The organism is Microvirga sp. (assembly GCF_014699075.1).
In the GTDB taxonomy this organism is placed as follows: Bacteria; Pseudomonadota; Alphaproteobacteria; order Rhizobiales; family Beijerinckiaceae; genus Microvirga.
Genome location: NZ_JACXAB010000001.1, coordinates 555,629 through 575,128, shown reverse-complemented (window position 1 = coordinate 575,128; position 19,500 = coordinate 555,629). Strand labels below are relative to the sequence as shown.

Here is a 19,500-nt window from a genome sequence, read left to right as displayed (position 1 = left end):
AGCACAGCGGGCGAGCCGGTCCAGAGTGGTATGATATTGGACCATGACAGGTTCGCGGCGATGGCCTATAAATTGGCCTGCGGCTTCCAAGGGAGGAAAAAACGTATGGTCAGGTCAGCACTGCGCGGCGCGATCGGCGCAGGTTTCATGGTGGCGGCAATAGCCTCTGCCTCGGCTCAGGTTCTCGAAATCGGCGCGGATGCAGGCCCGACAGGTCTTGACCCGCATCTCATCACCGCATTCCCGAGCTTCATGGTGGTGAACGGCAATGTCTATGAAGGCCTCACGGCCATCGACAAGGATCTGAAGACCGTCCCAAGCCTCGCCGAATCCTGGACTGCTGCGCCGGACGGGAAGACTTATACCTTCAAGCTGCGCTCGGGCGTGAAATTCCACGACGGCTCCGACATGAACGCGGAGGACGTGGTCGCCTCCATCAAGCGCGTGCAGAGCAAGGACATCGCCTCGCCGCTGGCGAGCCGTCTCGCGGCGATTGAGAGCGCCAATGCGGTCGATCCCCAGACCGTCGAGCTGAAGCTCAAGGAGCCGTCCGCCGCGCTCCTGAGTTCGCTTGCCTATATCGCGATCGTGCCGAGCGCCATGGAGGCGAACAAGGACGCCTTGCAGAAGGCGCCGGTCGGCACGGGTCCGTTCAAGTTCCAGGAATGGCAGCCCAACGGCTTCATTCTTCTGACCAAGAACGACGCCTATTGGGAGAAGGGCCTGCCGAAGCTCGCCGGACTCAAGTTCAACATCGTGCCTGAATCGGCCACCCGTCAGGTGGGCCTGAGCAACGGGCAATACGCGCTCCTACCCAACATCGATGCGGCCACGGCCCTGCAGCTCAAGGGCAAGCCGAACGTGAAGCTCGCCGAGACCATGGATCTCGCCTACACGCTCATCGGCATGAACGTGTCGAAGCCGCCCTTCGACAACGCGAAGGTGCGCGAGGCGGTGAATTACGCCATCAACCGCCAGGAGATCGTAGACGCGGCTCTCTTCGGTGCAGGCGTTCCGGGTGGCCCGTTGTCGCCGGCCCTGAAATCCTGGGCGCTCAATGTGAGCCAGTTCGCCTGCTACAAGCCCGACCCGGCGAAGGCTCAGGCGCTCCTGAAGGAAGCGGGCGTCTCAACGCCTGTCGCCGTGACCCTGAAGGTCCTGCCGCGTCAGGATGTGAAGGACATCGCCCAGGTGGTGCAGGAGCAGCTGAACAAGGCTGGCTTCAAGGTCGAGTTGGTCAATCAGGAGCAGGGCCAGTTCATCCAGGATTGGCGCAACAGCAACTTCGACATGTTCGCCTCGATCAATGCCGGCCAGCCGGATCCGGATGAGTATTTCTACCGCACCTTCCGGACGGGCGGATCGACCAACGTGTTCAAGTATTCGGACGCGGAAATCGACGGCCTGCTTGATCAGGCCCGCAGCCAGCAGGATCAGGCGGCGCGCAAGACGGCTTACGACAAGGTGCAGCAGAAGCTCGCCTGTTCCGGCCCAGCCGCACACTTGACCTACGGCACCCTGTTCTCTGCCATGAACAGCAAGCTGCAGGGCTATGACGTGCTGCCGAACCGCTCGCTCATGCTGCTGCGCAACGCCTCCTACTGAGCGGCTTCTCTCACCCGGCGTCGCATCCGTGCGGCGCCGGGATCTTTTCACCAAAGAGCCTAACCTGCATGAATCGCGTTCTGCTCGCACGCTTCATCGATCTGATCTTCGTCCTGTTCGGCGTGTCGATCATCGTGTTCCTGATGATCCGCCTGATCCCGGGCGATGCGGTGGCGATCATGCTGGGTGCGAACACCGAGATCACGCCTGAGCGCATGGCGGAGCTCAACCGCCGTGTCGGCCTCGATCGCCCCATCGTCGAGCAGTACCTGCTCTGGGCAGGGGCGGCGCTCCGCGGTGACTTCGGAACGTCCCTCTGGACGGGACGGCCCGTGGCCGGCGAGATTTTCCTGCACCTGTGGCCGACGCTGGAGCTCACCTTCCTGGCGCTTCTCATCGGCGCCGTGCTGGCGGTGCCCGTCGGCTGCCTGATGGCGCAGACCCGCGGCGGTGCGGCCGATGTGGCGATGCGCGTGACGGCCATCGCCGGCCTGACGATTCCCTCCTTCTGGCTTGGCATCGTGCTGATCCTGCTTCTTGCCTCCTGGGCGCCGGGCTTCGCATCGCTCGGTTATGTGCCATTCTCGGAGGATCCTATCGGCAACCTCCAGCGGATGACGCTGCCGGCCATCGCCTTGGCGTTGCCGATCCTCGCCAATCTCTCGCGTCTCGTGCGCTCAGCGATGCTGGATGCGCTCGGTCAGGATTATGTCCGCACGGCGCGTGCCAAGGGCTTGGCTGAGCGCAAGGTCGTCTACAAGCATGCCCTACGCAATGCTCTGATCCCGTTTCTCACCAGCGTCGGCATCATGACGGGCTATCTGCTCGGCGGCGCCATCGTGGTCGAGCAGGTCTTCGCTATCCCGGGCCTCGGCCGACTCATTCTTGGAGCCATCGCCGAGCGCAACTACCCGCTGATCCAGGCCACCATCCTTGTGGTTACGGCAGGCTTCGTCCTCGTGAACTTCCTCGTCGACCTCCTCTACATCGTCGTCGACCCCCGCGTGAGGGCTTAGAGCCGTGCAGCGTCTGGCCAAGAACAAGCTGTTGACCTTCGCGGTCGCCCTGGTGGCGATCCAGATCATCCTTGCCCTTGGGGCGCCACTGTTCGCGCCCTACGATCCCATGGCGCAGAGCGTGGCGCGGCGCCTGCGGGCGCCGACCGGGCTGAACTGGTTCGGCACCGACCAGCTCGGCCGCGATGTGCTGACCCGCATCCTCTACGGCTACCGCACTTCGCTCATCGCCTGCCTGCTCGCTGTCACCATTGCGCTTTTGGCCGGGGGCACCCTCGGGCTTGTGGCTGCCTATTACCGCGGCTGGCTCGACCGCATCATCATGCGCATCATGGACGTGCTCTTCGCCTTTCCGGTCATGCTGCTCGCCATCGGCATCATCGCGGTGCTGGGGCCGCACACCTACAGCGCGGCCGCCGCCATAGCGGTGGTCTACACGCCGATCTTCGCCCGGCTCCTGCGCGGCCCGGCTCTGGTGCTGTGCGAGAGCGAGTATGTGGCGGGAGCCCGTGCCATCGGCGCGTCTGACGCTCGCATCATCTTCCTGCACATCCTGCCGAACCTCGCCTCCGTGATCCTCGTCCAGACGAGCCTGCTGCTCTCCGCAGCCGTCCTAGTGGAAGCCTCGCTCTCCTTCCTTGGCCTTGGCACCCAGCCGCCCACGCCGTCCCTCGGCCTGATGCTGTCGGAAGGCCGCAACTTCCTCATGCTCTCTCCCTGGAGCGCGATCTTCGCGGGCTTTGCCATCCTGTTCCTGTCTTTCGGCTTCAATCTTCTCGGGGACGCCTTACGCGACACCCTCGATCCGCGCCTGAGAGGGCAGACGTGATCGTACGGCCTGCCGGAGCTGACGACGTTCCGGTCCTGGCGGCGATCGCCGAGCAGTCCTACCGGGCTGCCTTTGCAGGGATACTGGAACCGGATGTGCTTGCGGGCCGCGACGAGGCTTTCTTTGTCGAGCGTTTCACGTCCTCATGGAAGCACATGCTGGTTGCGTGTTCAGGCGAAAGGCCCGTAGGCTTCCTGCTCATGACCGACGGTCATATCGACATGCTGTTCATGGATCCTGTAGCGAGCGGCAGCGGTGGCGGATCACTTCTCCTGGAAGCTGCGGAGCAGCAAGGCGCCAGAAGCCTCGAATGCTTCCGCGACAATCATGGGGCACGCCGCTTCTATGAGCGCCACGGTTGGCAGGTGGAGCGAGAATACGACCGGGACTTTGCTGGAAAGAGCCGCAGCTTCGTTCTTTACGTGAAGGGCTGATTACCAAGCCTTAGGCAGATCAACCCACCGTCCTCATCCTGAGGAGGTCGCGCAGCGGCCGTCTCGAAGGATCGTCCAGTGCCCTCTGGATCCTCCTTCGAGACGCAGCCTCACGGCTGCTCCTCAGGATGAGGTTCGAGATATACTTACCCTCCTAAAGCGAAACCACCCGGCCCGTCCGCACGGCCTCGTCGGCTGCGAGCACGATGCGCAGGGAGCGAACGGCATCGTTCATGTGATCCGTCAGGTCGAGATCCTCCTGGATCGCCCGCAGGAGGTAGCGCTGCTCACGCTCACAGAGTTCGTCATGGTCCGGCTCGTCCGTGGTGCTGATCCGCTCGTCGGCCTTTGCGAAGCTCCCATCATCCTTCAGGGCCGCATGATGAAGCAGGATCTGGTTGGTCTTCGTATGCGCGTTGATGTCGTCGGAGCGGATGTCACCGACCGTCTCGGCCATGACGATGCTGACGCTGCCCTTCGGGCCGATCACGTCCTTCACGAAATAGGCCGTCTCGCTCATCATCGGCCCCCAGCCGGCCTCGTACCAGCCGACGGAGCCGTCGTCGAAGGTCACGTGAAGGTGGCCGTAATTGTACATGCCGGCCGGCATGTCCTCGGTGAGGCGCGTGCCGACACCGTGGACCTGCACGGGTTTCGCCTTCGTGATCTGGCACATGACATCGACATAATGCACGCCGCAATCGACGATGGGCGAGAGGGATTGCAGCAGCCGCTTATGCGCCTCCCAGGCCGATCCGCTCGATTGCTGATTGAGGTTCATGCGGAAGACGTGCGGGGTGCCGAGCGTCCGCGCAATCTCGATGAATTTGATCCAGGACGGATGGTGGCGAAGGATATAGCCGATGACGAGCTTGCGCCCGGTGCGCATGGCCGTATCGACGACGCGCTGTGCATCCTCGACCGTGTCGGCCAGGGGCTTTTCCACGAACACATGGGCACCTGCCTCCATGGCCCTGATGGCATAAGGCGCGTGAGTGTCGGACCAGGTGTTGATGGACACCACGTCCGGCTTGGTTGCTACAAGCGCTTCTTCAAAATCGGTGAAGCGAGGAGCCCCGCGCAGAGCCTCAGGCAAGTCCATGGATTCGATGTTGCGTGTGCAGAGCCCAGCAACCTCGTAGCCCTCGATCCGCGTGTAGGCGAGGGCATGGGACAGACCCATATTGCCGAGGCCGACGACCAGAACCCGCTGCGTGCTCATCAAGGTTTTCCCTTATTCGCTTTGACCGGTGATCCAAGTCTGGCGCACCTGCAGGCTCGCGTCGAGGAGAACCAGATCGGCACGGTAGCCCGGCGCGATGCGGCCGAGCTCATGATCGAGCCGCAGGAAGCCTGCCGGCACGAGAGATGCCATGCGCAGCACGTCCGGCAGGGCGAGCCCTAAGCGCTCCACGCTGTTGCGCACTGCACTCGCCATGTCGAGGTCGGAGCCGGCGAGGGTTCCGTCCTCGGTCGTGAGACGGCCGTCCTTGCGATAAATTGTTCGGCCGTGAAGCTCGAAGCTCGTCAAGTCCGTGCCCGTCACCGACATGGCGTCGGTCACCAGCATCATCCGCTCCGTGCCTTTGGCGGCAATGGCTACACGCAAGGCTGCATCGCTCACGTGGTGTCCATCGACGATGAGGCCGCACCACGTATCCCGGCTGTCGAGGGCCGCACCCACAGGGCCAGGATCGCGCCCGGCCAGCGGCGGCATGGCGTTGAAGAGATGCGTGAAACCGCGCAGGCCGTGTCGGACGGCCTCCACAACGGTGGCGTAGTCGCTCGCCGTATGCCCGGCGCAGATCAGCACACCGGCTGAGGCGAGGCGTGCGATGGACTGCATGCTGTTGCGCTCAGGCGCCAGCGTCACCAGGGTGCGGCCCTCCTTCAGCGAGGTCAGGATCGCGATGTCTTCCTCTTCCATCGGCCGCATGAAGGCAGGGTTATGCACGCCCTTGCGCTCGGGGCTGATGAAGGGGCCTTCGACATGGATGCCGAGAACGCCGGGGACGCGTGCCGCCAGAGCCTGCCGCATGGCCTCGACCGCTTCTGCCATCGCCTCGCGGGTGTCGGTGATGAAGGTCGGCAGGAGGCCTGTGGTGCCATAGGCCCGGTGTGCTTTTGCGATGGCCCTGATACCTTCGACAGAGCGCACGTCGTTGTAGAGAACGCCGCCGCCGCCATTGACCTGAACGTCGATGAAGCCGGGAGCCAAGAGGCCACTCACTGCGTGGCGCTCAATCCCGGAGCCGAGATCCCGCTCATGCGGCACGCCGGCGATGCGGCCGTTCTCGATGACGACGGCGCGGCCGTCGAGCATGTGCGACCCGTCGAAAACGCGGGCGCCGATCAGGGCAACGGCCATCAGACGGTCTCCGTCACCTTGCGCAGTCGCGGCGGGCTGTCGGGATTACGCCCGCGCGCCAGCGCAACGGCATTCACGAGCGGATAGAAGCTCTGGATGAGAGCGATCGGCGCGAGATAGGGATGCACGTCCTCGACGGGCGGCAGCATGACCGAGGCCGGCCCTTCCGCCGCGCCCGCGACCACGACGGGGACGCCCTGTTCGTTCAGCTTCGTCACGAGATCGTTGACGCCGCTCAGGGTCTCATCCTGCTGGCTGAGCACGAGGATCGGGAAGTGATCGCCCGCGAGAGTCCAGGGGCCGTGCATCAGCTCGGCAGCGCTCATGGCTTCCGCATGAACGCCCGAGGTCTCCTTGAGCTTGAGGGCTGCTTCCTGCGCCACGGCGAAGCCGACGCCGCGTCCGACGACGAAGAGGTTGTCGGCATCCGCAAGGAGCGGCAGCGCGGGCGACCAATCGACAGCAGACGCCTTGGCTAGAATGTCCGGCAGCGTATCGAGCGCGTTGAGCAGGTCCTGATCCTGCGACCAGTAAGCAACGAGCTGCAGGCCTGCTGCCAGGGCCGCGATGAATGACTTCGTGGCGGCCACGCTCTTCTCGGGGCCTGCGTGAAGTGGCAGCACCACCTCGCAGGTGGAGGCGAGCGGCGAGGAGGTGTCGTTCACCAGCGCGACCGTCAGTGCGCCGTCATCACGCCCGGCCCGGGCAAGATTGAGAATGTCCGGGCTGCGGCCCGATTGCGATACGGCGAGGAACAGCGCGTTGCGCATGCGCGGACGCGCCTCGTAGACCGACGTGACCGACGGGCCGACGGAGGCGGTCACCAGACCGGAATGGATTTCAAGCAGGTATTTGACGAAGGTTGCCGCATTGTCCGAGCTGCCCCGCGCGCAGGTTACGGCAAAAGGCGGAGGAGAGGCACGCAAACGCCCGCCCAGGTCCCGACAAAGTGGCGCATTGCTCTTGAGCAGGGATGCGACCACCTGCGGAGCCTCCTGCGCTTCGCGCAGCATGGCCGTGACGGTGGAAACAGCGCTGTTCGTTTCAAATGTCATCATTCTGCATCCGTTCGGGCTGGCTGATGGTCAGCTCAGCCACGAAATCATAGGCATCGCCCCGGTAGTAGGACGAGGTGAACTCGACCATTTCACCGGCGGCCGTGAAGGAGCGACGCTCGATATAGAGCGCAGGGCTCTGGGGCGGAACGCCGAGGAGCGAGGCCTGTTCCTCGTTCAGGAGCACCGCATGGAGGCGCTGCAAGGCGCGGGCCGGCATAAAGCCCTTCTCGTGCAGCACAGCATAGAGGGATTGCTGCACCAGGGACGGATCCGGCAGGACGCGTGATGGAAGGACGGCATTCTCGATCGCCATGGGAATGCCGTTCGCCAAGCGCAGGCGGTTCACACGGCTCACCCGATCGCCGGGTGAGAGGCCGAGTGCCATGAGTTCATCCGTCGAGGCCGGCCCGGTGGATTGGCTCAGCATGACGGCCGAGGATTTCAGGCCGCGAGCCGACATATCGTCCGTGAAGCTCGACAGGCGGGACAGGGGCTGCTCCAGGCGCATCTGCTGCGCGATGAAGGTGCCCGAGCCCCAGCGCTGGACGAGCACGCCCTTCTGCACAAGGCCGGTGATGGCCTTGCGCACGGTGACGCGCGAAATGCCGAGCTGTTTGGCAAGATCCCGCTCTCCCGGCAACGCAGCATCCGCTTTGAGCGTGCCCTTGCGCACGGCCTCCTCGATGGATTGCTGCAGCTGAAGATACAGGGGCGTGGGGTTGGCCTCATTGAGGGGGAGAAGCGACAGGGCCTCGCCGGCTTGATCGCTCATGAGGATCTCCCTGTCACGGCCGTGCGCGCTAGCAGGATGGCGCCGTCGACCGCATCAGCCATGGGAACCGCAATGGTCCGCTGGACAGGGGGCGGCAACCAGGGGCGCATGGGCTCGGCGAGGCCGCCGAAGAGGCAGATAGCCGGAGCGCCGAGATCAAGGAGGCGCGTGGCGATCAGGCCCAGGCCGGCGGCCGCATTCGCAACGAGGTCGATGGCGAGCGGGTCCCGCCGCTCAGCATAGTCGAGGACGAGCGGGGCATAGCGCCCGTAATCGCTCGGCCGGGCCTTGCCGACCCAGTCGACCAGGACCTCGAGATCGTTCTTGAACTCGGCGAGCATCGCATCCGAGAGCGCGGTCGATGGCGTCCGGCCGTCATGGGCCCAGATGCAGCGCCGCAGGAGTTCCCGCCCGATGGCGGCCCCGCTGCCCTCGTCGGACACCTCATAGCCCCAGCCTCCGACATAGTGGCATTGGCCGCTCACGCCGCCATAGCCGCAGGAGCCGGTGCCGACGATGAGAATCGCCCCATCGCCTCCGTTGAAAGCGCCGAGCCAGGCGGTGTGGGCATCCGTGTCGATCTCGAAGGATGCAAAGGGATGGGAGCGCGCCAGCAGGCGCTCGACCGCACTGGTCTGGCCCGCGCCTGCGGCCCCCATGCCGGCATGAACCCGGCCGAGATCGCTCTCCTGAAGCCCAGCCTGGGACAGCGCTTCGCGGCATGCCGTCAAAATCGAGTTCCAGACCAGTTCGGGGTCGAGGCGGATATTGGATGGGCCGCCCGTTCCTTCCCCCAGGAGATCGCCTTGTGCATTGCGCAGGCGCGCCCGGCACTTGGTGCCGCCGCCATCAATGCCAAGGAACAGGAGGTCGGTCATGCGCGGATGGATCTCCAGCTCGAACAATCGGACGGCACAATGCCACTTAATGTCCAGTTCGGGAAGGGGTGGCAACCGCATTGCCGGGAGTCTGACAGTCCTGCCCTGTGGATGCAGACTCGCGAGAGCGCGGAGGGAAACCGGTGATTTCCAGAGGATCCAGTCGAGGGGGAGTTGTCTTTGAAATTTGTCGATACCAATATGAGGTCACTTGTCCAACGCATCGACCAGTGAAACAGTCATGGCTGCCTGCTGGGAAGCACAAGAATGCACATAATGGGCACGGGGCAACAAAAGGGAACATGCTCGTAAGGCGCGTCTCAAAGCCGCCTTCGGGTTACGGAGGATGAGAACGATGAAGAATCTCCATTCGAAGGCTTTCCGGCGCCGCGCGGGACAGCTGCTGGCAACGGCATCCGTCGTCGCGGCCGCTCTGGCTTTCGCCAATGCCGCCTCGGCCCAGACTCTGACCATCGAGAGCTGGCGCAACGACGATGCGGATGTGTGGAACACCAAGATCATTCCGGCCTTCAACAAGAAGCACCCGAACATCAAGGTGCAGTTCAAGGCCGATCCGCCGACCGAGTACAATGCTGCGCTCAATGCGCGCCTCGCCGGCGGCACGGCGGGAGACCTCATCACCTGCCGGCCGTTCGACGCCTCCCTCGACCTGTTCAAGAAAGGCAATCTCGCCTCCGTCAACGACGTGAAAGGCATCGAGAACTTCTCCGACGTGGCGAAGAGCGCCTGGTCCACGGACGACGGCAAGACCACCTTCTGCATGCCGATGGCCTCGGTGATTCACGGCTTCGTCTACAACAAGGAAATCTTCGATGAGTTGAAGCTCACGCCGCCGAAGACGGTGGCCGAGTTCCACGCGGTGCTCGACAAGATCAAGACCGACGGCAAGTACACGCCCATCGCCATGGGCACGGCCGACCAGTGGGAAGCCGCCACCATGGGCTTCCAGAACATCGGCGTGAACTACTGGAAGGGTGAGGAGGGCCGCAAGGCGCTTATCGAAGGCAAGCAGAAGTTCACCGACAAGCCCTATGTGGATGCCTTCAAGGAGCTGGCGAGCTGGGCATCCTACATGGGTGATGGCTACAAGTCCCAGAAGTACCCGGATACCCAGAACCTGTTCACCCTCGGTCGCGCAGCCATCTATCCGGCCGGCTCCTGGGACGTTCCGATCTTCCGTAAGCAGGCCGACTTCGAGTTCGACGCCTTTGCGCCGCCCGTGGTGAATGCCGGCGACAAGTGCTACATCAGCGATCACACGGACATCGCCATCGGCATCAATGCCAAGTCAAAGAATGTGGAAGCCGCCAAGACCTTCCTGTCATGGGTGGCATCGCCCGAATTCGCCGAGATCTACGCCAACGAGCTGCCGGGCTTCTTCCCGCTTTCCAAGGCAAAGGTGGACGTGAAGGATCCGGTTGCGGCCAAGTTCGTCGGCTGGCGCGGAACCTGTGAGAGCTCGATCCGCAACTCCTACCAGATCCTGTCGCGCGGCACGCCGAACCTCGAGAACGAGCTCTGGAACGTGAGCGCCCAGGTGGTGAACGGCAGCATGAAGCCCGAAGAGGCGGCCAAGAAGGCTCAGGACGGGCTTGCAAGCTGGTACGAGCCGCACAAGAAGTAATTAAAGCATCGAAGCGGGCCGCCTATTCCGGGCGGCCCGCTCTTATTCTTCTGAGTCTTTAGGACAGCATGACGGATCTCACGGCCTCACACGTGCAGTCGACGGACGTGGTCCCGGCCCGTTCGCGTTTCCCGATCCATATCGTGGTGTTTCTCGCACCCGCGCTGGCGATCTACACGCTGTTCTCAATCTATCCGCTCGTCGACACCATCCGCCTGAGCCTTTACACCGGCGATGAAACAGGCGCCCGCAGCTTCGTTGGGCTGCAAAACTTCTCCACACTCCTGACGGATCCGAACTGGTCGGGGCAGTTCTGGAACGCGTTCACCAACAACCTGATCTTCTTCGCCATCCACATGGTGGTGCAGAACGGCATCGGCTTAGGGCTGGCCATGCTGCTCAGCCTGCCGCGGCTCACCGGCGGCAGCGTCTATCGTACCCTCATCTTCCTGCCGACCATGCTGTCGGTGGTCATCATCGGCTTCATTTGGCAGCTTATGCTCAATCCGCTTTGGGGCATTGCGCCGAGCCTGTTGAAGGCGGTGGGTCTCGGCAGCCTTTTCGGTCCCTGGTTGGGCCAAGAATCGACCGCCTTACTGACAGTTTCGCTTATTTCCGTGTGGCAGTTCGTCGGCATCCCGATGATGCTGATCTATGCGGCACTCCTCAACATTCCCGACGATCTGCTCGATGCCGCGACCGTCGACGGGGCAGGACCCTTCAGCGTGTTCTGGTTCGTGCGCCTGCCGCTCATCCTGCCGACGCTCGGCGTCGTGTCGATCCTCACTTTCGTTGCCAACTTCAACGCCTTCGATCTGATCTACGCGATCAAGGGAGCGCTCGCTGGTCCGAACTTCTCCACCGACATTCTCGGCACCTTCTTCTACCGCACCTTCTTCGGCTTCCAGCTCCAGGTTGGCAGCCCAACCATGGGTGCTGCAGTAGCGACCGCCATGCTGGTCATCATCCTGATCGGCGTACTGATATACCTCTTCGGCGTGCAGCGGCGGCTGCAGCGGCATACGTTCTGAGGAAGCAGGGACATGACCATCAGACCTGGCCGTATCGCTGTCCATATCGCCCTGATCCTCTACACGATTCTGGCGCTCGGGCCGATCTTTCTGATCCTGATCAACGCCTTCAAGACCCGGCGGGCGATCTTCGCCGATCCGCTCGGGCTTCCGAATGGCCAGACATGGACCACAATCGGCTTCGACCGGGTCTTCGCGAATTCCGATTTCGGTCTCTATTTCTTCAACAGCCTGACTGTGACAATCGTGTCCCTGGTGCTGATCGTGCTGATCGGGGCCATGGCCGCTTGGGCGCTGACCGAGTACCGTTTTCGCGGCAATACGATCCTCAGCCTTTATCTCGCCATCGGCATCATGGTGCCGATCCGCCTGGGCAGCGTCAGCATCCTGCGCATGATGGTGGAGCTGAACCTCGTCAACACCCTCACGGCGCTGATCCTCGTCTATGTGGCTCAAGGGTTGCCGCTCGCGATCCTGATCCTCGGCGAGTTCATCCAGCAGATCCCGAAGGACCTGAGGGATGCGGCCCGCTGCGATGGGGTGAGCGAGTATCGGATCTTCTTCAGCATCATCCTGCCGCTGATCAGCCCGGCCATTGCGACGGTGGCGGTGTTCACCATGGTGCCGGTGTGGAACGACCTCTGGTTCCCGCTGATCCTTGCGCCCGGCGACGGCAAGCAGACGATCACGTTGGGCGTACAGCAGTTCATCGGCCAATACGTGACGGACTGGAATGCGGTGCTGGCCTCCCTGACGCTGGCAATCGCGCCCGTTCTCGCTCTCTACCTTCTCTTCTCGCGCTATCTCGTGCGCGGCCTCACCGCCGGCGCCGTGAAGTGACAGCTTCTTCCAGGAATTGACCGCAATGGCTGACGTTTCCCTCCACGGAGTTGCCAAGTCCTTCGGCGCCACCGAGATCCTGCGGGACATCAACCTGTCAGTGGATGATGGCGAGTTCGTCGTCTTCGTCGGCCCATCGGGTTGCGGTAAGTCCACTTTGCTGCGCATCATCGCGGGCCTCGAGTCCGTGAGTGGCGGCGAGATCAGGATTGACAAAAAGCGGGTGAACGAGTTGCCGCCAGCAGATCGCAAGATCGCCATGGTGTTCCAGTCCTATGCGCTCTACCCGCATATGAACGTCTACAAGAACATGGCCTTCGGCTTGAAATTCGCCAAGACCCACAAGGCGGAGGCAGACCGCCGGGTGCGGCAGGCTGCAGAGATCCTGAAACTGACGCCGCTCCTCGATCGCAAGCCGCGCGAATTGTCGGGCGGCCAGAGGCAGCGCGTCGCCATTGGCCGCGCCATCGTGCGCAACCCCAGCGTCTTCCTCTTCGATGAGCCTTTGTCGAATCTCGATGCTGCCCTGCGCGTCAACACGCGTCTCGAGATTGCCAAGCTCCACCGGGATCTCGGCGCCACGATGATCTACGTCACCCACGATCAGGTCGAGGCCATGACACTGGCTTCCAAGATCGTGGTGCTGAATCAGGGCCGGATCGAGCAGGTCGGGGCGCCGCTGGAACTCTACCGCTCTCCCCGAAACCTGTTCGTCGCCGGCTTCATCGGTTCACCGCGCATGAACTTCATCAAAGGACAAGTTCTTCGCGCCGAGGGGAGCAACGTCACCATCGGCTTCGCCGGCACGGAGGCTACCCTGGATGTGAGACCCGGCAGCGTGAACCCCGGAGATCATGTGACGGTGGGCATCAGGCCCGAGCACATGGAAGCGGGAGGAGCGGAATCCACCTCCCTTAGGGGCACCATCGACGCCGTGGAGCAGCTTGGCGAGTCGAGCTATGTCTATATGCGGCTAGCCAGCGGAGACGATGTGATCGTCCGTGCCCCCGGTGAGACCGAGGCGACGCCGGGCGGCACCTATACCGCTCATGTGCCGACCCGCGCGCTTCATATCTTCGATGCAGCGGGCCTGTCGGTTCTGCCTGATCAATCTTGAAGCGCAGCCTCTACGAATTCGATATGGCTGCCGCGATCCTCGGCGCCAGCGTGCTGTTGAGTATCTCGGCGGGCCTGCCTGAAGCAACGACCTTGCCGTCGGCGACAAAGGTCATCTGATCGGCCACGTCCGCAGCATCCTCGGGCGTGTGGATCGTCATGAGGATAGTGACGGGACGCTTGCGCCGCATCTCGTCGACCAGGAGGATCATGTCGCGCCGCAGGGCGGGGTCGAGGCTGCTGAAAGGCTCGTCGAGCAGGATCAGGGGACGGCCCGAAACCAGGGCGCGGGCAAGAGCTACGCGCTGGCGCTGACCGCCCGACATCTCGCCAGGTTTGCGGTTTCCAAAGCCTTCAAGGCCGGCGGACTCCAAAGTGTCCTCAATGATCAGCTTTTCATCGTTGGTCAGGCGAAGTGAAGGCCGTATCCCAAGGCCGACATTCTGCGCGACGTTCAGGTGCGGAAACAGGTTATGATCCTGGAACACGATAGCCACGGGCCGCTTGGCTGGTGCGAGCGGCAACAGGTTCTGACCATCGAAGGTCAATGTGCCGCTCTCCGGTGTCTCGAAGCCGGCAATCATATGGAGCAGGGTGGTCTTGCCGCCGCCAGATGGCCCGATGACAGCGCACAAGTGTCCCGCCTTCACCGTCAGTGAGTAATCAGCCACGAAGTCGGGCCAGGACAGGCGGCAGCTTTCAATGACCAGCATGGGACAGGCGACCTGATATGTGAGCGAGCAGGAAGGCGACGAGAACGATTGCGAGGCCGATGGCCGAGGCCTCGTCCAACCTGTAGGCGCCGAGGCGCTCGTAGAGAAGGTAAGGCAGCGTCACCAACTCCGTACCGCCGAACAACGCGATGATGCCGAAATCGCCGAACGACAGGGCCATGGCGAGGGCAAAACCGGCTGCGAGCGGACGCTTGAGAACGGGCCAGTCCATGATGGTCAGCTTCGCCCAGCCGGTGACGCCGAGGGAGGCTGCTACGCGACCATAGCGCTCCTCCACGGTGAGCAGATGCGGCGCGACGAAGCGGTAGGTGAAGGGCACGGCAGCCAACCCGTTTATGAGCGGCAGGAGGATGAGGCCGGCGGACGAGGGGTCTCCAAAGCGCTGGATCAACAGGAACAGGCCGGCCGTGAGCGCAAAGGGTGGAACGGCCAGGAGCGTGTCGGGCAGGAAATCGTAGAAGGCGGCGATGCGTGGCGAGCGCAGGACGAGACGTGTGCGTCGCGCTGCAGTGGCGAGAGCAAGAGCCAGAATGCAGGCGATCGCGGCTGCTGCTGCAGCGATGATCATGCTGGTGACGAAAGCCTGGAGAAGGTCCGTTTCCAGGATGTCGGGTATATTGCGAACGCCGGTGAAGACGCTGAGCGCGAGTGGCGCGATGAACAGGGCTGCGATCGCGAGCATAATGCCGTCCAGGACCTTAAGGCTGGGAGCATTGGCATCCGGCCGGCGGACAAGGCTGCGGATGGTGTGGCCAACGGGTGGCCGCGTGAAGGCCCAATGCAGGAGCGCGGTCATTGAGAGACAGATTATGAGCTGGATCAGCGCGAGCCAGGCGACGCGGCCGAAATCGAGATCGATCTTGAGCGCCTCGTAAATCGCCACCTCCAGGGTGGAGCGGCTCGGCCCTCCCCCGAGAGCCAGTACGATGGCGAAGCTCTTGAAGCACATGAGAAAGATGAGGCCTGCAATGCCGGGCAGTTCAGCGCACAGCACGGGCCAGTCGAGGTGGCGGAAAATCTGCGCCGGCGTAAAGCCGAAGGCCGTCGCGAGACGCCAATGTTCGGCGGGAATCTGGTTCAAGCCATCCAGCGTGATCCGCGCCACGAAAGGAGCGTTCAGGAACACGTGGGCGATGAGAATGCCCGGATAGCCGAAGATGCTGAGGCCGCCCGGCCATCCGAAGAAGGTGAGCCCTTCGGAAAGCCAGCCGCTGCGGCCATACACGGCGAAAACCGCGAAGACCGCGACAATGGTGGGCATCACCATCGTGGTGCTTAAAGCAGCCAGAACGATACTTCGACCCGGGAATGAGCGGCGGACAAGCGCAAGGGCAAGTCCGATACCGAGGGCAAGCGACAGAACAGTCGAGAGCGTCGCCTGGATGATCGAGAAGGCCAGCACCCGGCCGAGGTAAGGGCCGATGGAGAAAAGCGTCGGCGTTCCTCCATCGAAGGTGGCAAGCGCGATGAAGCCGCCCGCAACCAAGCCGAGGATGGCAAAGGCCACCAGGGTTCCGGGATGGGGCAGCCTCAAGGTCAGCATGAGCGATCAGCGCGCCGTGGCGTTGAGCCAAGCATCGGTGAAGGCGCGGCGGTTCTGCTGCACCTCCTCAGGCGTGAAGAGAAGCGCCTGGCTGGGCTCGATCATGCCTTTGAGGGCGGCTGGCGTGCCGGAGGGCGGGTTCTTCGCCGGATACATCCAGTTGGTTTCCGGGATCGCCGTCTGGAACGGCTCGCTGAGGATGAAGGCCATGAACTTTTTCGCGAGTTCCGGCTGCTTCGTGGTGCGCGTCATGCCGGCGAGCTCCACGTGAAGGTAATGGCCTTCCGTGAAGGCGGCGGCCTTGTAGTTGTCCTTCTTCTCCGCAACGATGTGGTAGGCGGGAGACGTGGTGTAGGACATCACCATGTCGGCCTCACCCTTCATGAAGAGACCATAAGCTTCGGACCACCCCTTGGTGAAGGTGACGATGCGCGGCTTGAGCTTGCCCCAGGCCTCGCCGGTCTTGTCGCCATAGACCTTCTGCATCCAGAGCAGGAGGCCGAGACCCGGCGCGCTGGTGCGGGGATCCTGCAGAACGACCTTGGGGCCGTTGGGATTGTCGACCAGTTCCTTCAGGCTCTTCGGCGGGTTGGGCAGCTTGTTGGCATCGTACACGAAGGCGTAATAGCCCCAGTCGAACGGGATGAAGGTATCGTCCTTCCACTCGATGGGAAGCGACAAGTCCTTCACCTCGGCGCCGTGTGGGGCAAAGAGGTTGAGGGATTTCGCTTCCGCCACGAGGTTCATGTCGAGGCCGACGACCGCATCGGCCTTGGTGTTCTGACCTTCGAGACGCAGCCGCCCGAGCAGGCTGCCCGCATCCTCGGCGGTGACCCAGGTGACGTCGCAGTTGCAGGTGGCCTCAAAACGTTCCTCGACGGTCTTGGCCGGACCGTATTTCCCGGCGAACGAGCTGTAGGTGTAGACGGTGAGCGTCGGCTTGGTCTGCGCTTGGGCGAGGCCGGTGGCGAGCCCGAGCGAAACGAAGGTGAGAAGCAGTCGGCGTAACATCTTAAGGGCGCTCCCATGCAAAGGCAGGCCGGACAGGCGGCGCAAATTGCACGGGGCATGGCTTTTGTGGCGATGTCGCATGCTCATTCCCTCCGCCGGCATGACCCGGATCAGGTTCGACGGGTCGGTGGCCTGGCCACCTCTCAGCCCCGTATGAGGCTCCCCGTGAGACGCTTTGCTTCTAGAACAGATCAGGGGCGGCCACAAGCCACCCCTGTTGACATCACTTCCGGTTGCCGTCCTTGCCACCGGCCATTGAGGCCCGGCGAAGGGCGTCCGCCAAGGCGCCACCGGAAGCCGGAGCTTGTGATGTAGGCTTCCGCTCCGCCTGGGCCCGATGCTTCTGGAAGGCTCCCCGGTTATCATCCTGGCGGCCAACCGGTCGCTTTTCGGCCGGGTCGCTCATGCGCATGGTGAGCGCGATGCGCTTGCGGGGAATGTCGACCTCGAGCACCTTCACCTTCACGATGTCACCCGGTTTCACCACGGTGCGCGGATCCTTCACGAAGGTGTCGGCGAGCGCAGAAATGTGCACCAGCCCATCCTGATGCACGCCCACATCCACGAAGGCACCGAAGGCCGCCACGTTGGTGACGACGCCTTCCAGCATCATGCCGGGTTTCAGGTCGCTGATCTTCTCCACCCCTTCCATGAAGGTGGCGGTCTTGAACTCGGGGCGCGGATCGCGGCCGGGCTTCTCCAGCTCGCTCAGGATGTCCTTGACCGTCGGTACGCCGAACTTCTCGTCGGTGAAGCTCTGCGGGTTGAGCTTCTTCAGCACCGCGCCGTTGCCGATCACCACCTTGATGTCGCTCTTCGTGGCTTCGAGAATGCGGCGCACCACCGGGTAGGCTTCCGGGTGGACGCCTGAGGCATCGAGCGGATCGTCGCCGTTCGGGATGCGCAGGAAGCCTGCCGCCTGCTCGAAGGTTTTGGGTCCCAGGCCTGAGACTTTGGTGAGCGCCTTGCGGGTCTTGAACGGGCCGTTGGCATCTCGATGGGTGACGATATTCTGCGCCACCCAATCGCCAAGGCCCGATACGCGGGCGAGCAGCGGGGCCGAGGCGGTGTTGAGATCGACACCGACCGCGTTCACGCAATCCTCCACCACCGCATCGAGGGAGCGGGAGAGCTTGTACTCCGCCAGATCGTGCTGGTACTGCCCGACGCCGATGGATTTCGGGTCGATCTTCACGAGCTCCGCCAGAGGATCCTGCAGGCGTCGGGCGATGGAGACTGCGCCGCGTATGGAAACGTCGAGATCCGGCAACTCCTGGCTGGCAAAAGCGGAGGCCGAGTAAACGGAAGCGCCCGCTTCCGACACCATGATCTTTGTGAGCGTCAGATCCGGGTATTTCGACACCAGTTCTGCCGCGAGCTTGTCCGTCTCGCGCGATGCGGTGCCGTTGCCGATGGCGATGAGCTCGACCTTGTGCACACGGCAGAGACGCGCCAGCGTCGCGATGGACTCGTCCCATTGCCGCTTCGGCTCGTGCGGGTAAATGGTGTCCGTTGCCACCACCTTGCCGGTGGCATCCACCACGGCCACCTTCACGCCTGTGCGGTAGCCCGGATCGAGGCCGAGCGTCGGGCGCGCACCGGCAGGTGCTGCCAGCAGCAGGTCGCGCAGGTTCCCGGCGAAGACCTTCACGGCCTCGTCCTCAGCCAGCTGCCAGAGCTTCATCTTCATGTCGAGTTCGATGGAGAAGCGCAGCTTCGTCCGCCACGCCCAGCGCACCGTGTCGAGAAGCCACTTGTCTCCGGCGCGGCCCTGATCGGTGATGTTGAACGCAAGCGCGACGCGGCCTTCGTAGCGGCTGACATAGCCGGGCTCGGCAGCGTCCTTGTCCTCCTCCATGCGCAGGTCGAGGATCTCCTCCTTCTCGCCGCGGAACAGCGCGAGGATGCGGTGGGAGGGCAGCTTCGTCAGGGGCTCGGCGAAGTCGAAGTAGTCGGAGAATTTTGCGCCGTCAGCCTGCTTGCCGTCGCGCACCTTGGAGGTGAGGCTGCCGCGCTCCCAATAGATGTCGCGCAAGGCGCCCAGCAGCTCCGCGTTCTCGGCAAAGCGCTCGACCAGGATGGAGCGCGCGCCTTCGAGGGCCGCTTCCGGCGTTGCCACATCCTTCTCCGGGTTCACGAAGGCAGCCGCAGCCTCCTTCGGGGCACGGGTTGGGGCGTTCAGGAGCAGGTCGGCCAGCGGCTCCAGGCCAGCCTCCTTGGCGATCTGCGCCTTGGTGCGCCGCTTCGGCTTGTAGGGGAGATAAAGATCCTCAAGCCGAGCCTTCGTGTCGGCGGTGTTGATCTGGAGCGCCAGTTCGTCGGTAAGCTTGCCCTGCTCGCGGACGCTGTCGAGGATCGTCTTGCGTCGGCTCTCCAGCTCGCGCAGGTAGCTCAGGCGCTCTTCCAGGGTGCGCAGCTGGGCGTCGTCCAGGGTGCCGGTGACTTCCTTGCGGTAGCGCGCGATGAACGGCACGGTCGAGCCGCCGTCGAGGAGGTCGATAGCCGCCTTGACCTGCCATTCCTGAACATTCAGTTCGCTCGCAATGCGCTGGCCGATGGATAGCATGAAAGTCTCCGAAAGGTTGAGGCGCGGCTTCTACGGCGCGGGGCGCCCCCGGGT

17 protein-coding genes and 1 riboswitch are annotated in these 19,500 nt (G+C 63.3%); of the genes, 8 read left to right on the top strand and 9 right to left on the bottom strand.

Annotated elements, in window-relative coordinates; all coding sequences use genetic code 11:
* The first annotated feature begins 105 nt into the window (after positions 1 to 105).
* From IC232_RS02885 to IC232_RS32225, 4 genes are all read left to right on the top strand, one after another.
* Positions 106 to 1,605 carry an ABC transporter substrate-binding protein gene (locus IC232_RS02885; protein ID WP_190843373.1) on the top strand — a complete coding sequence of 500 codons (1,500 nt, stop codon included), beginning with the start codon at positions 106 to 108 and terminating at the stop codon, positions 1,603 to 1,605.
* 68 nt (positions 1,606 to 1,673) lie between these two features.
* Positions 1,674 to 2,621 carry an ABC transporter permease gene (locus IC232_RS02880; RefSeq protein WP_190843372.1) on the top strand — a complete coding sequence of 316 codons (948 nt, stop codon included), beginning with the start codon at positions 1,674 to 1,676 and terminating at the stop codon, positions 2,619 to 2,621.
* 4 nt (positions 2,622 to 2,625) lie between these two features.
* On the top strand, positions 2,626 to 3,450 hold the full coding sequence (locus IC232_RS02875; RefSeq protein WP_190843371.1) for an ABC transporter permease: 825 nt from the start codon (positions 2,626 to 2,628) through the stop codon (positions 3,448 to 3,450).
* On the top strand, positions 3,447 to 3,884 hold the full coding sequence (locus tag IC232_RS32225; protein WP_190843370.1) for a GNAT family N-acetyltransferase: 438 nt from the start codon (positions 3,447 to 3,449) through the stop codon (positions 3,882 to 3,884). The genes IC232_RS02875 and IC232_RS32225 overlap by 4 nt, the downstream gene beginning before the upstream one ends.
* Before the next feature lie 154 nt (positions 3,885 to 4,038).
* On the opposite strand, the gene IC232_RS02865 is transcribed toward IC232_RS32225, so the two are convergent.
* The 5 genes from IC232_RS02865 to IC232_RS02845 are packed head-to-tail and all read right to left on the bottom strand — an operon-like array spanning position 4,039 to position 8,960.
* Positions 4,039 to 5,106: a Gfo/Idh/MocA family oxidoreductase gene (locus IC232_RS02865; protein WP_190843369.1), complete on the bottom strand. Its 1,068-nt coding sequence runs from the start codon at positions 5,104 to 5,106 to the stop codon at positions 4,039 to 4,041.
* A 12-nt stretch (positions 5,107 to 5,118) separates the two neighbouring features.
* Entirely contained in the window at positions 5,119 to 6,252 is a 1,134-nt protein-coding gene (gene nagA / locus IC232_RS02860) for an N-acetylglucosamine-6-phosphate deacetylase (protein WP_190843368.1), read from the bottom strand.
* Positions 6,252 to 7,310: an SIS domain-containing protein gene (locus tag IC232_RS02855; RefSeq protein WP_190843367.1), complete on the bottom strand. Its 1,059-nt coding sequence runs from the start codon at positions 7,308 to 7,310 to the stop codon at positions 6,252 to 6,254. The genes nagA and IC232_RS02855 overlap by 1 nt, the downstream gene beginning before the upstream one ends.
* Positions 7,297 to 8,082, bottom strand: a complete 786-nt coding sequence (locus tag IC232_RS02850; RefSeq protein ID WP_190843366.1) for a GntR family transcriptional regulator — start codon at positions 8,080 to 8,082, stop codon at positions 7,297 to 7,299. The genes IC232_RS02855 and IC232_RS02850 overlap by 14 nt, the downstream gene beginning before the upstream one ends.
* Positions 8,079 to 8,960 carry a BadF/BadG/BcrA/BcrD ATPase family protein gene (locus IC232_RS02845; RefSeq protein ID WP_190843365.1) on the bottom strand — a complete coding sequence of 294 codons (882 nt, stop codon included), beginning with the start codon at positions 8,958 to 8,960 and terminating at the stop codon, positions 8,079 to 8,081. Before IC232_RS02845 ends, IC232_RS02850 begins: the two co-directional genes overlap by 4 nt.
* A gap of 355 nt (positions 8,961 to 9,315) precedes the next feature.
* On the opposite strand from IC232_RS02845, the gene IC232_RS02840 reads away from it, so the two are divergent.
* The 4 genes from IC232_RS02840 (at position 9,316) to IC232_RS02825 (ending at position 13,593) form a co-directional block, all read left to right on the top strand.
* Positions 9,316 to 10,605, top strand: coding sequence for an ABC transporter substrate-binding protein (locus IC232_RS02840; RefSeq protein WP_190843364.1), 1,290 nt, complete (start codon positions 9,316 to 9,318; stop codon positions 10,603 to 10,605).
* Positions 10,606 to 10,673: 68 nt separating this feature from the next.
* Positions 10,674 to 11,636, top strand: a complete 963-nt coding sequence (locus IC232_RS02835) for a carbohydrate ABC transporter permease (protein WP_190843363.1) — start codon at positions 10,674 to 10,676, stop codon at positions 11,634 to 11,636.
* Positions 11,637 to 11,648: 12 nt separating this feature from the next.
* Positions 11,649 to 12,476: a carbohydrate ABC transporter permease gene (locus tag IC232_RS02830; RefSeq protein WP_190843362.1), complete on the top strand. Its 828-nt coding sequence runs from the start codon at positions 11,649 to 11,651 to the stop codon at positions 12,474 to 12,476.
* A 25-nt stretch (positions 12,477 to 12,501) separates the two neighbouring features.
* Positions 12,502 to 13,593 (top strand): ABC transporter ATP-binding protein, encoded by a 1,092-nt coding sequence (locus tag IC232_RS02825; RefSeq protein ID WP_190843361.1) that lies wholly within the window; start codon positions 12,502 to 12,504, stop codon positions 13,591 to 13,593.
* A gap of 10 nt (positions 13,594 to 13,603) precedes the next feature.
* On the opposite strand, the gene IC232_RS02820 is transcribed toward IC232_RS02825, so the two are convergent.
* The 4 genes from IC232_RS02820 to IC232_RS02805 all read right to left on the bottom strand — a co-directional run bounded on the left by IC232_RS02820 (position 13,604) and on the right by IC232_RS02805 (position 19,446).
* Complete coding sequence (locus tag IC232_RS02820) at positions 13,604 to 14,305, bottom strand: ATP-binding cassette domain-containing protein (RefSeq protein WP_190843360.1); 702 nt, start codon at positions 14,303 to 14,305, stop codon at positions 13,604 to 13,606.
* Positions 14,292 to 15,869, bottom strand: coding sequence for an ABC transporter permease subunit (locus tag IC232_RS02815; protein WP_190843359.1), 1,578 nt, complete (start codon positions 15,867 to 15,869; stop codon positions 14,292 to 14,294). Before IC232_RS02815 ends, IC232_RS02820 begins: the two co-directional genes overlap by 14 nt.
* A 6-nt stretch (positions 15,870 to 15,875) precedes the next feature.
* Complete coding sequence (thiB, locus tag IC232_RS02810; protein WP_190843358.1) at positions 15,876 to 16,880, bottom strand: thiamine ABC transporter substrate binding subunit; 1,005 nt, start codon at positions 16,878 to 16,880, stop codon at positions 15,876 to 15,878.
* Positions 16,881 to 16,949: 69 nt separating this feature from the next.
* A riboswitch (TPP riboswitch) is annotated at positions 16,950 to 17,056 on the bottom strand.
* A 47-nt stretch (positions 17,057 to 17,103) separates the two neighbouring features.
* Positions 17,104 to 19,446 carry a Tex family protein gene (locus IC232_RS02805; protein WP_190843357.1) on the bottom strand — a complete coding sequence of 781 codons (2,343 nt, stop codon included), beginning with the start codon at positions 19,444 to 19,446 and terminating at the stop codon, positions 17,104 to 17,106.
* Positions 19,447 to 19,500: the final 54 nt, after the last annotated feature.